Consider the following 13,730-nt stretch of genomic DNA (forward strand, 5'->3'; position numbering starts at 1 on the left):
TCTCGCTTGAAAACGCTCTGATCGTGGATTCCGCGTCCGGCACGGGCGCCTCATCCACCCCGTGCCGCACCCGACCCGCCCGGTTGTCCCCCCGGGCGGGTCAACCTTTTTTGGCAACGATTTCATTGATCCCGGCGATCGATCCCCGGCTTGACATAGAATAGGGGGGTACCCTATCTAGCCCGCATGACACATACCGTGCGAGAGAAGAAGAAGCTGCTGGCCCGGGTAGGCCGCATTCGCGGCCAGATCGAAGCGATCGAGCGGGCGCTGACCGACGAGGCGGAATGCGAGCGCATCATGCATATGATTGCGGGCGTTCGCGGCGGCGTCGCGGGCCTGATGGCCGAAGTGGTCGAGGACCACATCCGCACCCATCTCGTCGACCCCGAGAAAAATCCGGGCGCGCTTAACGCCGACGCGGCGGATCAGCTCATCGAAGTGGTCCACACCTATCTGAAGTGAGAATTCGCATGATCGACGATAACAGCGGCGCAGCCGCGGCCTTTCACAGCCATGTCTTCCTCGGCGAGGGGCACGAGACCAGCGAGCGCCGGACCTGGGCGGTCATCTGGCTCTGCGCGATGATGATGGTCGCGGAAATCGTCGGCGGCCTGCTGTTCGGTTCCATCGCTCTTGTGGCGGATGGATTGCATATGAGCACGCATGCCGGCGCGCTGCTGTTGGCCGCGCTCGCCTATACTTACGCCCGCAAGCACGCCAACAATCCGGCCTTCACCTTCGGCACCGGTAAGCTTGGCGATCTCGCCGGCTTCACCAGCGCCATCGTGCTGGCCATGATCGCGTTGCTGATCGGTTATGAATCCGTCAGTCGTATCTTCGAACCCGTCGCCATTCATTTCAGGGAGGCCATCCCGATTGCCTGCCTTGGCCTGACGGTCAATATCGCGAGCGCATGGCTGCTGAGCGGCGGGCATCACGACCACGGTCATGGACATAGCCATGACCGAGGTCATGGACATAGCCATGGACACGGTCACGCGCATGATGACCATGACCATGACGAGTCGCATCAAATCGCAACCACCGCCGGGTTCGTTGTCCTCGAAGTTTTTGAAGACGGCGTACCGCCGCGCTTCCGGCTGCGCGGCATCACCGGCTCCGCCCTCGAGGCGCAGGCGTGGTCAATCGAAACCGTGCGTCCCGATGGCACACGACAGCTTTTCGCCATGCGGGACAAGGGCGGCTTCCTGGAGTCGCACGGCGAGATTCCTGAACCGCACGCATTCACCGCAACAGTTCGTACCGGCGAGATGAATTATCCCGTCGTTTTCGAAGAGCACGAACACGCGCATGGATCAACGGCCCGTGACAACAATATGCGCGCCGCCGTGATCCATGTTGTCGCCGACGCCGCCGTATCGGTGCTGGTGATCGTCGGCCTGTTGCTCGCCCGCGCCTTTGGCTGGCTCTGGATGGACCCTCTTGCAGGCATCGTCGGCGCCTGCGTCATTGCCAGTTGGTCTTACGGACTGATCCGCGACACCGGCGCTATCCTGCTCGATATGAATCCCGACAGGAGCATGGCCGACAAGCTGCGTGAGGAGGTTGAGGCCGGGGGTGACACGCTCGCCGATCTGCATCTTTGGCGCCTCGGACCGGGACATCTCGGGGCGATCATTTCGGTCGTCACCAGCCGGGAACGTGAGGCTGATTATTATCGCAACCGGCTCGCGCGCTTCAAATCGTTGTCGCATCTCACCGTCGAGGTTGCGCACAAGCCCTGACTTTCGCAGCAACAGGAATTGTAGCGCTTCGCCTCCGATCTGACCCATTTCGTGGTCAAGTGCGTCAAGGGTGCCGCCATAGTCTCGTGCCGCCAATTGCTGATGGTCGGCTGATTTGATCTCCCGCGTCCGACGCGGGCGCCTCATCCGGCCGGCTGGTTCGCCCCCCACCCCGTCCCCTTCGATCGGCTGGCCCGAACCCTGTTGCGCAATTGTCATCAGGCAATGCCATCCAACATGGAGGTTCCCAATCCTTCTTGCTATTGCGAATTACTTGCAATAACGATCGGAAATGAATCGTGCATTTTCCCGATCTGGCTTTGATCGGGAGAATTGTGGAATCCGACCGGGGGCGGCGGGGTTGATGACTTCATTTCTTGGGTGGCGGCGAGCCATCAAATCTGCAGTGATGCGGCAAAACGCTGCCGGAATATTCGCGCTGGAAGTATCCGCATCGATGAACTGCGACCGCCGCTCCCCAAGACATGTCTTTGCCGGCGCCGCCTTCGGCGCGCTCGCGCTCGGCAGTCCTGCGCTCGCCGCTGATATGGCGCTGAAAGCGCCTGCCTATAAAGCGGTTTATGACTGGACCGGCTTCTATCTCGGCGGCCATGTCGGTTATGGCGACGGCGGTTTGGGCGCCGGCACCAATCCGCTTCCCGAACAGGGCGCGTTCTTTCCGCACAGCGTCACGGGCCTGATCGGCGGTTATCAAGCCGGTTACAACAGGCAGTTCTCCAACCGCGTCGTGCTCGGCATCGAGGCCGACGCGTCGTTCCCCAGTCCGGTCGACCTGCCGCGGCGAGCACCGGCTCCGTTCAATGCGACGATCGACTACACCGGCACTTTGCGCGGCCGTGTCGGCTATGCATTCGGAATGTGGATGCCATATCTGACGGGTGGCTTTGCCTGGGGGCACAGCCACATCAATATCAACGATGGCGGCAGAGAGATCCTCTCCTCTCCCGGGCAATACCACACCGGCTGGACCGTCGGCGCCGGCGCCGAGTTTGCCGTCGGCGGCAACTGGAGCGCCAAGCTCGAATATGACTACATCGATCTCGCGCACCGGATGTACGATCTCAGCGACTTCGCCTTGCCGGGCGTCAATGTCGATCCCCGCATCCACCTGATCAAGTTTGGGCTCAACTACCGGTTTGGCGATACGCCCTGGGCTCCGTCGGTTCTCACCAACGGTCAATCCGCGTTTGCGCAATCGAACGACTGGAATGTGCATGCGCAGACGACGTTTATTCCGCAAGCCTATCCATCCTTCCGGTCGCCCTACGCTGGCGCCAACAGCCTTCCGGGACCAGGACAGATTCAGGAGACCTGGACGACGACGGCCTTTCTGGGGCTGCGGCTCTGGGAAGGCGGCGAGTTCTATTTCAACCCGGAGCTCGCGCAGGGCTTTGGCCTCAACGGCACGCTGGGACTGGCCGGTTTTCCGAACGGAGAAGCGCAAAAAGCCGGCGCAGCGTTTCCGAAAATTCGTCCGCAACGCTATTACCTGAAGCAGACGTTCGGCCTTGGCGGCGAACAGGAAGATGTCGCCGACGGCCCCAATCAATTGCCGGGCAAGCGCGATATCGATCGCGTGACGCTGATCGTCGGACGTTTCGCGGTCGGCGACTTCTTCGACGGCAATTCCTACGCCAAAGACCCGCGCGCGGATTTCATGAACTGGGCGATGTGGTCGTCGGCGGCCTACGACTTTCCCGCCGATCTGCCGGGCTACACCCGCGGCGCCGTGGTCGAGCTCAACCGCAAGGACTGGGCGGTACGCGCGGGCCTATTCCAGGTGCCGGACGCTCCCAACACCGATATCCTCGTCTTCAAGACGGGCGGCGCCGTGGTCGAATTTGAAGGCCGATATTCGATCTTCGATCAGCCCGGCAAGGTCCGGCTCGGCGTGTTCGGAAATCGTGGCAACACCGGCAACTATCGCGAGGCGCTGGCAATCGAGGGGATGGATCCCGCGCTCGATATCAACGCTGTCATGACGGGTATCCGGCGCGATAATCCCAAATACGGATTCTACGCCAATGCCGAGCAGCAGATCGCCAAGGACATTGGCCTGTTCGCGCGCGCAAGCTGGAATGACGGGCAGAACGAAATCCTTTCGTTTACCGACGTCGATCGCAGCGTTTCAGGCGGCCTGTCGGTCAAAGGCAGCTATTGGGGACGCCCAAGCGACACGATTGGCGTTGGCGGCGCCATCAATGGACTTTCCAGCGCGCACCGCGATTTCCTGGCCGCGGGCGGCCTCGGTCTCCTGATCGGCGACGGCCAGCTTAATTACCGCAACGAACGCATCCTCGAGGCGTATTACGCCTATTCGATCGACACGCACTTCACGTTGACGGCCGACTATCAGCTGATCGCCAACCCCGCCTACAATGCCGACCGTGGCCCCGTCTCGATTTTCTCCGGCCGCCTCCATGGCGAGTTCTGACGCTTCAGCCGTCAACACCAGGCGCGGGTCGCTCGCCCGGGCCCTGGCTATGGTTCTCGCAATCCTGGGCGCGCCGACGATTGCCTACGCCGGCGAGTGCCCGGGTTCCGGCTCGGAGATCGCCACCGACCGGCCCGATGTTACCAATTCCAGCCTCGTCGTTCCCGTGGGCAGCCTGCAGAGCGAGAACGGAATCAACACAACCGGGCGCGGGTCCGAAAAGACTTTCGACGGCACCAATAGCTGGCTGAGGCTGGGCATTGCCCCATGCCTGGAATTTCTGGTCGACGTGCCGAATTATTTCGGCCGCCTGAAGGGCGATGCGGCCAGCGGCTTCGGCAATGTGGCGCCTGCCGTCAAATGGCAGTTCAGTTCGCTTCCGGAGCCGTGGAATTTGTCGGTGACGGCGGGCGCGGGTCTGCCCACCGGCGCTGCCAAGATCACCGGACCCGGTCTGCAGCCCTATCTGCAATTCCCATGGTCGCATGAACTTGGCGGCGGCTGGGGGACCAGCGGCATGCTGACAACCTTCTTTTTTCCCGCCAACCTTGCCAACAGGCAGACCACGGAGGCGACTTTCGTGCTCGAAAAGAAAGTCACCGAGCGCGCGTCACTGTTCGTCGAATATGTCGGCGATTATCCCTCCCGCGGCAGCAGCGTGCAGCTGTTCAATACCGGCGGCGGCTATCTGTTGACCAGGACCCAGCAGATCGACTTCCACGTCGCGTTCGGTCTCAACCGGAATTCCCCGAACTATATCGTCGGCGTCGGATATTCCTTCCGGTTCGACGATCTGTTTCGCGCCTCCGCGCGCTGAGTTGCCGCGCCAACGTCACCCCGCGGGCTGGAACGACTCCGCCCGCGCCATGGCCCAGGCCTCGCGGAAGCGCGGATCGGCGGTGCCGTCGATCAACTCGCCCGGACGAAGCGATGGATAGAGCTTCGCGAATGAACAGACCTCTCTCGTCGAGGTTCGCTGCGAGAAATGGATCGGCCGAATATCCCGGGGATGTTCGAGGCCTGCGGCTGCGATCAACTCCGACAGCGCATGCAGGGTGGCGTGATGATAATTGTAAACCCGTTCGACCTTGTGCGGCACCACCAGCGCCCGAGCGCGGCTTGGATCCTGCGTGGTTACGCCAGTCGGACAGCGGTCGGTGTGGCAGCTCAGTGACTGGATGCAGCCCAGCGAAAACATGAAGCCGCGCGCCGAATTGCACCAGTCCGCGCCGATGGCCATGGCGCGCGCCATATCGAAGGCGGTCGCGATCTTTCCCGAAGCGCCGATCTTGATGCGATCGCGCGCATTGATGCCGATCAGTGCATTGTGCACGAAGTTGACGCCCTCGCGCATCGGCATGCCGAGATGGTCCATGAACTCCAGCGGCGCAGCACCGGTGCCGCCTTCATTGCCGTCGACCACGATGAAATCCGGATAGATTCCGGTCTGCAGCATCGCCTTGCAGATCGCGAGGAACTCCCAGGGGTGGCCGATGCACAGCTTGAATCCGGCGGGCTTGCCGCCGGACAGCCTTCGCATCTCGCCGATGAACGCCATCATTTGCAGCGGTGTCGAAAACGCCCGGTGATAGGCCGGCGAGATGCAATCCTCGCCCATCGCGACGCCCCTGATCTTGGAGATCTCCGCCGAGACTTTGGCTGCCGGCAGCACGCCGCCATGCCCGGGCTTGGCGCCCTGGCTGATCTTGAGCTCAACCATCTTGATCTGGTCGTCGCCGGCGACGCGCGTGAATTCCTCCGGATTGAAGCTGCCGTCGCGGTTGCGGCAGCCGAAATAGCCGGAGCCGACTTCCCAGATGATGTCGCCGCCCATTTCGCGATGATAGGGGCTGACGCCGCCCTCGCCGGTGTCGTGCGCGAAGCCGCCCTTCCTGGCGCCGGCGTTCAAAGCACGAACCGCATTTGGACTGAGCGCGCCAAAGCTCATCGCCGAGATATTGAAGACCGAGGCCGAATACGGCCTGGTGCAATCCGGACCGCCGATGGTGATGCGGAATTGCTCCTCGGCACGCGGCTTCGGCGCCACCGAATGGTGCATCCATTCATAGCCGTCGCGATAGACGTCTTCCTGGGTGCCGAACGGCCGCTTGTCGAGCACCATCTTGGCGCGCTGGTACACCAGGGCGCGGGTGTCGCGGCTGAACGGCATGCCGTCCTTTTCACTCTCGAAGAAATACTGCCGCATTTCCGGCCGGATCTCTTCGAGCAGGAAACGGATATGCGCCGAGATCGGATAATTCCGCAGCACCGCGTGGCTCTTCTGCACGAGATCGCGGACTCCGAGCAGCGTGAGGGCGCCGAAGATCAGGATTGGAACCAACACCACTTCCCAAATCTTGGGATTGTGGTCAAAAACGCCGATCGAAAGAAGCAGCGCGGTGACGACGCCGCAAATCGTCAGCACGATGAAGCGTGGCGAGAACGGAAGCAGCAGCGTTTCCATATTATCCCTCGGGCGGATGATCCTTGTCATCCACAGCTTAATCCAACCAGCGGAACAAGCACTATACGATATACGGTGCGGCGATCACCGATGTGACAGCGGATCGCGGAAAAAGTTAGTTATTCCCGCGGTCAATCCAATAATCCAGAACGCCTTTTGCAGTGCAGCGTAACCGCCGAATCTCTCGCCGCTAATGACGATGCGGCCGCATCTCGTGAGGGATCTTGCCCTGCTGGAGGCCGTGCTGCGCCAGCCAGGCATCGGTGGTCGCAATGGCGCGGTCGATGTGATCGGCGGTTCGCGAGAAATCGTAGGGTGATCCCACCAGCGGGCACAGCGGCGGCACCACGAAATATTCGATTGCAGGATCGAGACTTTCCAACTCGCTGACCAATTGCCGCGCAATCAACAGCGTCAGCGCATGCAGCGCATTGGCGACCGCGCCAACCGGCGGCGCCTGCGTCGCGCAGGCATGCCCCGTCGGCAGAATGATCAGCCGCATCGCGCCCTTCTTGACCGCGACCTTGATCGGCGTGTTGCTGGAGATCGCGCCATCGGCAAGGTAGTAGTCGTTGTGACGGATCGGCGCAAACGCACCGGGAATCGCGGTCGAGGCGACGATCGCCTCGGCGGTCGAGCCTTCCGACAACACCACGCTGTCGCCGGAGATGATATCGGTGGTGACGATATGCACCGGCAGTCTGGCGTCCTGCAGGTTGCGATAGGGAATATGATCGTCGACCAGCTTGCGGATGCCGTCATGCGGGATCAGGAAATCACGGCGCCACAGAAAGCTCAGCACCGTCCGCCAGCTCATCGGGAAAACGTCGCGCCGCCGCAGCCCGCGCCAGATGGTAGCCAGTCTCTCGACCCCACCGAGCGTCGGATCGCCCGCATAGAATGCGCCGTTCAGGGCGCCGACGCTGGAGCCGACCACCATGTCGGCAACAATTCCGTGCGCGGCGAGCGAGTGCAACATCCCCACCTGGATGGCGCCGAAGCTGCCTCCGCCCGCGAAAACGAATGCCGTTTTCACCGGGCCAATCTGTTCGAGTACCGACAACGCCTGTTCGCTCCCTGGGGTCGCCGCGTCGGCAACCGGCCGCGCGACGTTCGGGGCGTTATAGCAGCGGTGGAACGGGGGAAGCTATGGCGGTGGTTGTCATTCCGGGGCGCGTCGACGACGCGAACCCGGAATCTCGAGATTCCGGGTTCGATGCTTCGCATCGCCCCGGAATGACGAATGAGCGCGAATGTAGGTGCGTTCCCCGGATGCTGCGCAGCGCTCTTGCGGTGCGCTGCTGATCCAAGGTCTATGTTTCCGCAAGTTGGGTCCCGGCTCTGCGGTGCACCGCTGAAGAAGCGCTGCACCGCGTCCGGGACACCAGACTTACCGCTCGACGAACGCCTTCTCGATCACAAAGTGGCCGGGCTCGCTGTGGCTGCCTTCGAGGAAGCTGCGCGTCTCGAACAGCTGGCGCAGCTCTACCAGCATGCCCGGGCTGCCGCACATCATGATGCGGTCGGTTTCGATATCGAGCGGCGGCTGGTGGATGTCGTTGAACAGCTGATCCGAGGTGATCAGGTCGGTGATGCGGCCGCGGTTGCGGAACGGCTCGCGCGTCACGGTCGGGTAATAGAGCAGCTTCTCCGACAACAGCGGCCCGAACAGTTCATCGTCGCGCAGTTTTGCCACCAGCTCTTCGCCATAGGCGAGCTCGGAAACCTGCCGGCAGCCGTGAACGAGCACGATGGTCTCATAGCGCTCGTAGACGTCGGGGTCCTTGATCAGGCTCGCAAACGGCGCCAGACCCGTGCCGGTCGACAGCAACAGCAGGCGCTTTCCCGGGATCAGATTGTCGGTGATCAGCGTACCCGTCGCCTTGCGCCCGACCAGAATCGTATCGCCTTGCTTGATCTTCTGCAGCTTCGAGGTCAGCGGCCCGTCGGCGACCTTGATCGAGAAGAATTCGAGTTCTTCCTCGTGATTGGCGCTCGCCATGCTGTAGGCCCGCAGCAGCGGCCGGCCCTCGACCTCGAGGCCGATCATCGCAAACTGCCCGTTCTGGAAGCGGAAGCCGGAATCGCGGGTGGCGGTGAAGCTGAAAAGCGTGTCGGTCCAGTGCCGGACAGAAAGAACTTTCTCTCTATAGAATGCGCTCATGTGTTTTGGTTTTTCCGATTGACCTGATGTAGAACGATTGACTTAAGCTGCCGTCGACCGCACGAAAGTGGCCGAAATCATTGACGATCTTGCGTGTGATTTGCGCCGATAACAGAGATAGTCAAGATGCTCTGACGCGCAATTGAGAACTCGAAATGGCAGTCGATTAATTTCATAAAAAGGTTCGACGCAATATCGTTAAGGCCCAAACGAGCGCGTAATTAACTTGCTGAGATTGCCGCCGATCTGGCAATTAATTGCTACAAAAGCCGCCGCCAAGGGAAAATGATTTAGTGGTCCTTACCAGCCAGCGAATATTCGTCGATGCCGTCAGGAAATATTGTCTCGCGCACGAAATTGCGATCGAGGTTAAGTCCGGCGGCTGGCTGATCGTCATGCAGCGCGGATCGCGGCGCCGCCTCGCATTCGGCTATGATATCGGACTGAACGGCGCCGCCGCGCATCAGATCGCCAACGACAAGGCGGCAACCGCCGATGTCCTGAAGCTTTCCGGCGTACCCCGCATTCCACACACGCTGTATCTCGGCCCCAAACTCAGTTCGCATGTCCCTGAATCGGGATCGCGTGATGCGATGCTTCGTCAACTCGAGGAGCACCCGGAAGGTCTCGTCGTCAAACCCAATGAAGGGACCTCGGGCGAATCCGTCTTCCTGGTGAAGACCAGACCCGGACTCGAACGCGCCGTGACCCGGATTTTTTCCGCCTATCCGAGTCTTGCGATTTCACCTTACGTCGATATCGAAGACGAGGTTCGCGTGGTCCTGCTGGATGATCTTCCGCTCATCGTTTACAGCAAGACCCGCCCGTCGGTCGTCGGCGACGGCAAGCATTCCCTGCGCGAGCTTGCGCTCGCAACGACATCGACCGAGCAGGGATCGAGCGTGCTGCCTGGCATGACCGGCGACCTGGACAAGGCCGACCTCGACGCGGTGCCGCCCCTGGGGCAGCGGCGCATGCTCAGCTGGCGTCACAACCTCGATTCAGGCGCGCAGCCTGTCCTGCTGGAACAAGGCGATATCCGCGATGCCTGCGTTGGACTCGCGATCAAGGCCGCGACGGCGGTCGGCATCCGGTTCGGGTCGATCGACGTCGTGCGCTCCGGCGGAGCCTGGCAAGTCCTCGAAGTCAATTCCGGGGTGAAGATGGAAGCGCTCGGCAGACTGCATCCCGACCTCGTCTACGCCGCCTACAATGCCGCGCTGGACAAGGTGTTTGGGTGAACGCGTCCGCATGATCTCGTGGCGTGGGCAAAGCCAACGGGTCGCGCTAATGCGCGCCCGATGACAGGCTCCGCGTGCCCACCACTCGTAATAACGAGGCGGATAGACGGTGGGCACGGCGCAAGCGCGCCTTTGCCCACCCTACGATTCCGCCACCTAGTTGTTGCTCGTGCCTTGCGTATCGTCGAGCACCTTGAAAGCCTCTTCGAGCTGCGGCGAGATCGCGACGTTGAGCCGTTCCCCCGTCGGCAGGCGCGAGACGAACCATTTGTTGTAGAGCGGGATCAGGTCGCGGTTCGAGCCGAGCTTGCGGAAGGTCCGCTCGACCACCGCGGTCAGCTGCGGCTCGCCCTTGCGGAACATGATGCCGTAGGGATCGTAGGACAGATATTCGCCCGTCACCTTGAACTTGTCCTGGCTCTTGTGCCGCGCAATCAGGCCGTAGAGCAGGATGTCGTCGGTCGCAAACGCATCGGCCTTGCCGTCCACCAGTATCTGATAAGATTGCTCGTGGTCGCCGGCGGTGACGATGTTCAGCCCCAACGAGAATTTCTTGTCGACATTGTGCATCGCCTGTTCGTTGGTGGTGCCTTTCGTCACCACCACGGTCTTGCCCTTGAGATCCGCGGGCGCCGCGATGCCCGAGGCCTTCGGCACCATCAGCTTGGTGCCGGCCACGAACATCAAAGGCGAGAACGCCACCAGCTTGGCGCGCTCGGCGTTGGCCGTGGTCGATCCGCATTCGAGATCAATCTTGTTCTGCGTCACCGCCGGAATACGGTCGTCCGACGTGACCTTGACGTATTCGATCTTGAGATTGGAGTCGTCGACCTCAACGCCGATCTCGTCGACGATAGCCTCGCACAATTCGAGGCTGTAGCCGATCGGCCGGTTGGAGTGATCGAGGAACGAGAACGGCGGCGAGCTCTCGCGATAGCCCAGCCGCACGGTATGGGTGTTCTTGATATTGGCGAGCGTGGGGCTAAGCCCCTCGCTTCCGGCTGTCTGCGCGGAAGCGGCCGTTGCCAGGAGACATGCTGCCAGCAACAAGCCGCCCGCCAATATCGGCCTCCCCGGAGATCGATGCATGCATCTCTCCCTCAGTGGCCGGCCAATACGGCGTCACCCGGAACAGTATCGGAGGGAACGACGTCGTCGGGTCCGAGCTCATGCTCTGCCTTCAGCTCGCCCTCCCACTTCGCCACCACGGACGTGGCCAGCGAGTTGCCGATCACGTTGGTGGCGCTGCGTCCCATGTCGAGGAAGGTATCGATGCCCATGATCATCAAGAGGCCAGCCTCGGGGATGCCGAACTGACTGAGCGTCGAGGCGATCACGACCAGTGAGGCGCGGGGCACGCCGGCGACGCCTTTCGAGGTGATCATCAACGTCGCGAGCATCGCAAGCTGCGTCGCGAGCGGCATCTCGATGTGGTAGGTCTGCGCGATGAAGATGCTCGCGAAGGTGCAATACATCATGGTGCCGTCGAGGTTGAACGAGTAACCGAGCGGCAGCACGAAGGCCGAGATCCGCGAAGACGCGCCGAAGCGATTGAGGCCTTCCAGCGTCTTCGGGTAGGCGGCCTCCGAAGACGCGGTCGAGAACGCGATCATCAGCGGCTCGCGGATCAGCCGCAGCAAATGGCTGTATCTCGGCCCGATGACGACGAAGCCGACGATGACCAGGATCGCCCACAGGATCAGCAGCGAGAGATAGAAGCCGCCCATGAACACGATCAGCTTCCACAGCACCAGCAGGCCATTCTTGGCCACGGTCGCCGTGATCGCCGCCCATACCGCGATCGGCGCGAACAGCATCACATAACCGGTGACCTTGAGCATGATGTGCGCGAGATCGTCGATCAGCGACATGATCGGCTTCGACCGCTCCGGCATGGCGCCCAGCGCCACCGCGAAGAACACGGCAAATACCACGATCTGCAGGATTTCATTCTGCGCCATCGCGTCCGCGATCGAGGTCGGGATCAAATGGGTCAGGAATTTCTCGATCGAGAACGCCGATACCGGCAGGCCGGTCGACTGCGCCTTGTCGGGCAACGTGCCCGGGAAGTTGGCGCCGGGCTGCAGCAGATTGACCATCAGGAGGCCGAGCAGCAGCGAGACGAAGGAGGCGCTGACGAACCAGCCCATGGTCTTGGCGAAGACCCGCCCCAACTTGGCGCCGGAGCCCATATGAGCGATGCCGCCGACCAGCGTGGCAAATACCAGCGGCGCGATGATCATCTTGATCAGGCGCAGGAACAGCATCGCGATCAGGTTTACGTCGGCTGCGATCTCCACCCGGCTGTCGGGCAGATAATTGAAAATCAGTGTCCCCATCACGATGCCGAGCCCCATCGCGATCAAAATGAATTGCGTAAACCTGCTGGACATTTTTACCCCCGTAAGTTCCGGCAGCCCAGAGTTTGGCAGATTTCGGGAGCGACGCAACACGCTTAAAAAGATCGGCGGCCTTGCCGCAATGTTCCCGTTGTGGAATGCGCGCGCGCCGACTAGCGTTCAATGCAGCGCACAATGTGTGCAATTGAGCGCCTCATGCGCGGTCAATTGCATCAAGAATTGCCAAAAGAACCGCAAGTCGAGGGGAGAGACCGCCATGAACGACACCGTCAATCGCCAGATCCTGCTGGTGGAAAAGCCGACCGGGAAACTCGGACCCGAGCATTTCAAGATGTCCAAGGGGGCTGTCCCCGAGCCGAAGGACGGCGAGGCCCTGGTGCGGACGCGCTATATCTCGCTGGATGCCGCCAACCGGGCCTGGATGCACGGCGCAACCTACCGTGCAGCGGTCGAGGCCAACACCGTGATGGCCGGCGGCGGCATTGCCGAAGTGGTGTCCTCGAAAGCGCCTGGCCTCAAGGCGGGCGACATCGTGTTCGGCGATACCGGCTGGCAGGATTACGCCGCCGTGCCGGCAAAACACCTGAACAAGATGCCGAAGCTGGAGCCGATGACACATCTGCTCTCGGTCTACGGCATCGCCGGCCTCACCGCCTATTTCGGCCTGCTCCACGTCGGCAAGCCAAAGGAAGGTGAAACCGTCGTGGTCTCGGCGGCGGCCGGCTCGGTCGGGTCGATCGTCGGCCAGATCGCCAAGATCAAGGGGTGCCATGTCGTCGGCATCGCCGGCGGCAAGGACAAGTGCCATTGGCTCACCAGCGAACTCGGCTTCGACGCCGCGGTCGATTACAAGGACGGCGCGACCTACAAGGCGCTGCGGGCGGCGGCGCCGACGGGCATCGACGTCTATTTCGACAATGTCGGCGGCGACATTCTGGAAGCCTGCCTGTCGCTGATGAACAATCGCGGCCGCATCGCCTGCTGCGGTGCGATCTCGCAATATGACGGCGTGCCGTCGGCGCATGGCCCGCGCGGCGTCCCGGGCCTGATCGTGGTGAAGCGGCTCATCATGCAGGGCTTCATCGTGATGGACTATATGGACCAGCGCGATTCCGCCCTGAAGGACCTGCAGTCCTGGGTCGCCTCCGGCAAACTGAAGGTACAGGAGGACGTGATCGACGGCCTGGAGAATACGCCAAAGGCGCTGATCGGACTGCTCGCCGGCGAAAACCGCGGCAAGCGGATGGTGAAGGTGTGAGGGCCTTTTAAAGCGAAGATACTTCACTTTCCGTCATGGC

At 61.7% G+C, this 13,730-nt stretch carries 11 protein-coding genes; 6 read left to right on the forward strand and 5 right to left on the reverse strand.

The window, feature by feature from the left end; translation table 11 throughout:
• The first annotated feature begins 186 nt into the window (after positions 1-186).
• From V1289_RS18240 to V1289_RS18255, 4 genes are all read left to right on the forward strand, one after another.
• Positions 187-465 carry a metal/formaldehyde-sensitive transcriptional repressor gene (locus tag V1289_RS18240; protein WP_074272746.1) on the forward strand — a complete coding sequence of 93 codons (279 nt, stop codon included), beginning with the start codon at positions 187-189 and terminating at the stop codon, positions 463-465.
• 8 nt (positions 466-473) lie between these two features.
• Positions 474-1,748 carry a CDF family Co(II)/Ni(II) efflux transporter DmeF gene (gene dmeF, locus V1289_RS18245; RefSeq protein WP_334398175.1) on the forward strand — a complete coding sequence of 425 codons (1,275 nt, stop codon included), beginning with the start codon at positions 474-476 and terminating at the stop codon, positions 1,746-1,748.
• Between the two features lie 457 nt (positions 1,749-2,205).
• Positions 2,206-4,203, forward strand: a complete 1,998-nt coding sequence (locus tag V1289_RS18250) for a carbohydrate porin (protein ID WP_442896187.1) — start codon at positions 2,206-2,208, stop codon at positions 4,201-4,203.
• A 49-nt stretch (positions 4,204-4,252) separates the two neighbouring features.
• Positions 4,253-5,020 carry a transporter gene (locus tag V1289_RS18255; protein WP_334398176.1) on the forward strand — a complete coding sequence of 256 codons (768 nt, stop codon included), beginning with the start codon at positions 4,253-4,255 and terminating at the stop codon, positions 5,018-5,020.
• A 15-nt stretch (positions 5,021-5,035) separates the two neighbouring features.
• Here the strand turns inward: V1289_RS18255 and V1289_RS18260 are convergent, their stop codons facing one another.
• The 3 genes from V1289_RS18260 to V1289_RS18270 form a co-directional block, all read right to left on the reverse strand.
• Positions 5,036-6,667, reverse strand: a complete 1,632-nt coding sequence (locus V1289_RS18260) for an FMN-binding glutamate synthase family protein (protein WP_334398177.1) — start codon at positions 6,665-6,667, stop codon at positions 5,036-5,038.
• A 190-nt stretch (positions 6,668-6,857) separates the two neighbouring features.
• Positions 6,858-7,730: a patatin-like phospholipase family protein gene (locus V1289_RS18265; RefSeq protein WP_334398178.1), complete on the reverse strand. Its 873-nt coding sequence runs from the start codon at positions 7,728-7,730 to the stop codon at positions 6,858-6,860.
• Between the two features lie 327 nt (positions 7,731-8,057).
• Positions 8,058-8,831 (reverse strand): ferredoxin--NADP reductase, encoded by a 774-nt coding sequence (locus V1289_RS18270; protein WP_334398179.1) that lies wholly within the window; start codon positions 8,829-8,831, stop codon positions 8,058-8,060.
• A gap of 293 nt (positions 8,832-9,124) precedes the next feature.
• Between V1289_RS18270 and V1289_RS18275 the strand changes: the two genes are divergently transcribed.
• Positions 9,125-10,072 (forward strand): ATP-grasp domain-containing protein, encoded by a 948-nt coding sequence (locus V1289_RS18275; protein WP_334398180.1) that lies wholly within the window; start codon positions 9,125-9,127, stop codon positions 10,070-10,072.
• Positions 10,073-10,228: 156 nt separating this feature from the next.
• Here V1289_RS18275 and V1289_RS18280 read toward each other — a convergent pair whose 3' ends face one another.
• Positions 10,229-11,161 carry an amino acid ABC transporter substrate-binding protein gene (locus V1289_RS18280; RefSeq protein ID WP_334398181.1) on the reverse strand — a complete coding sequence of 311 codons (933 nt, stop codon included), beginning with the start codon at positions 11,159-11,161 and terminating at the stop codon, positions 10,229-10,231.
• An 11-nt stretch (positions 11,162-11,172) separates the two neighbouring features.
• Positions 11,173-12,465 carry a dicarboxylate/amino acid:cation symporter gene (locus tag V1289_RS18285; protein ID WP_334398182.1) on the reverse strand — a complete coding sequence of 431 codons (1,293 nt, stop codon included), beginning with the start codon at positions 12,463-12,465 and terminating at the stop codon, positions 11,173-11,175.
• A 223-nt stretch (positions 12,466-12,688) separates the two neighbouring features.
• On the opposite strand from V1289_RS18285, the gene V1289_RS18290 reads away from it, so the two are divergent.
• On the forward strand, positions 12,689-13,690 hold the full coding sequence (locus tag V1289_RS18290) for an NADP-dependent oxidoreductase (RefSeq protein WP_334398183.1): 1,002 nt from the start codon (positions 12,689-12,691) through the stop codon (positions 13,688-13,690).
• The last annotated feature ends 40 nt before the right edge of the window (positions 13,691-13,730 follow it).

It is taken from the genome of Bradyrhizobium sp. AZCC 2289 (genome assembly GCF_036924615.1).
GTDB lineage: Bacteria > Pseudomonadota > Alphaproteobacteria > Rhizobiales > Xanthobacteraceae > Bradyrhizobium.

Coding starts and splice junctions, on each gene's coding strand:
- V1289_RS18285 (WP_334398182.1), bottom strand. CDS start 12,465: ATGTCCAGCAGGTTTACGCAATTCATTTTGATCGCGATGGGGCTCGGC.
- V1289_RS18255 (WP_334398176.1), top strand. CDS start 4,253: ATGGTTCTCGCAATCCTGGGCGCGCCGACGATTGCCTACGCCGGCGAG.
- V1289_RS18280 (WP_334398181.1), bottom strand. CDS start 11,161: ATGCATCGATCTCCGGGGAGGCCGATATTGGCGGGCGGCTTGTTGCTG.
- V1289_RS18240 (WP_074272746.1), top strand. CDS start 187: ATGACACATACCGTGCGAGAGAAGAAGAAGCTGCTGGCCCGGGTAGGC.
- V1289_RS18260 (WP_334398177.1), bottom strand. CDS start 6,667: ATGGAAACGCTGCTGCTTCCGTTCTCGCCACGCTTCATCGTGCTGACG.
- V1289_RS18250 (WP_442896187.1), top strand. CDS start 2,206: ATGAACTGCGACCGCCGCTCCCCAAGACATGTCTTTGCCGGCGCCGCC.
- V1289_RS18270 (WP_334398179.1), bottom strand. CDS start 8,831: ATGAGCGCATTCTATAGAGAGAAAGTTCTTTCTGTCCGGCACTGGACC.
- V1289_RS18290 (WP_334398183.1), top strand. CDS start 12,689: ATGAACGACACCGTCAATCGCCAGATCCTGCTGGTGGAAAAGCCGACC.
- dmeF (WP_334398175.1), top strand. CDS start 474: ATGATCGACGATAACAGCGGCGCAGCCGCGGCCTTTCACAGCCATGTC.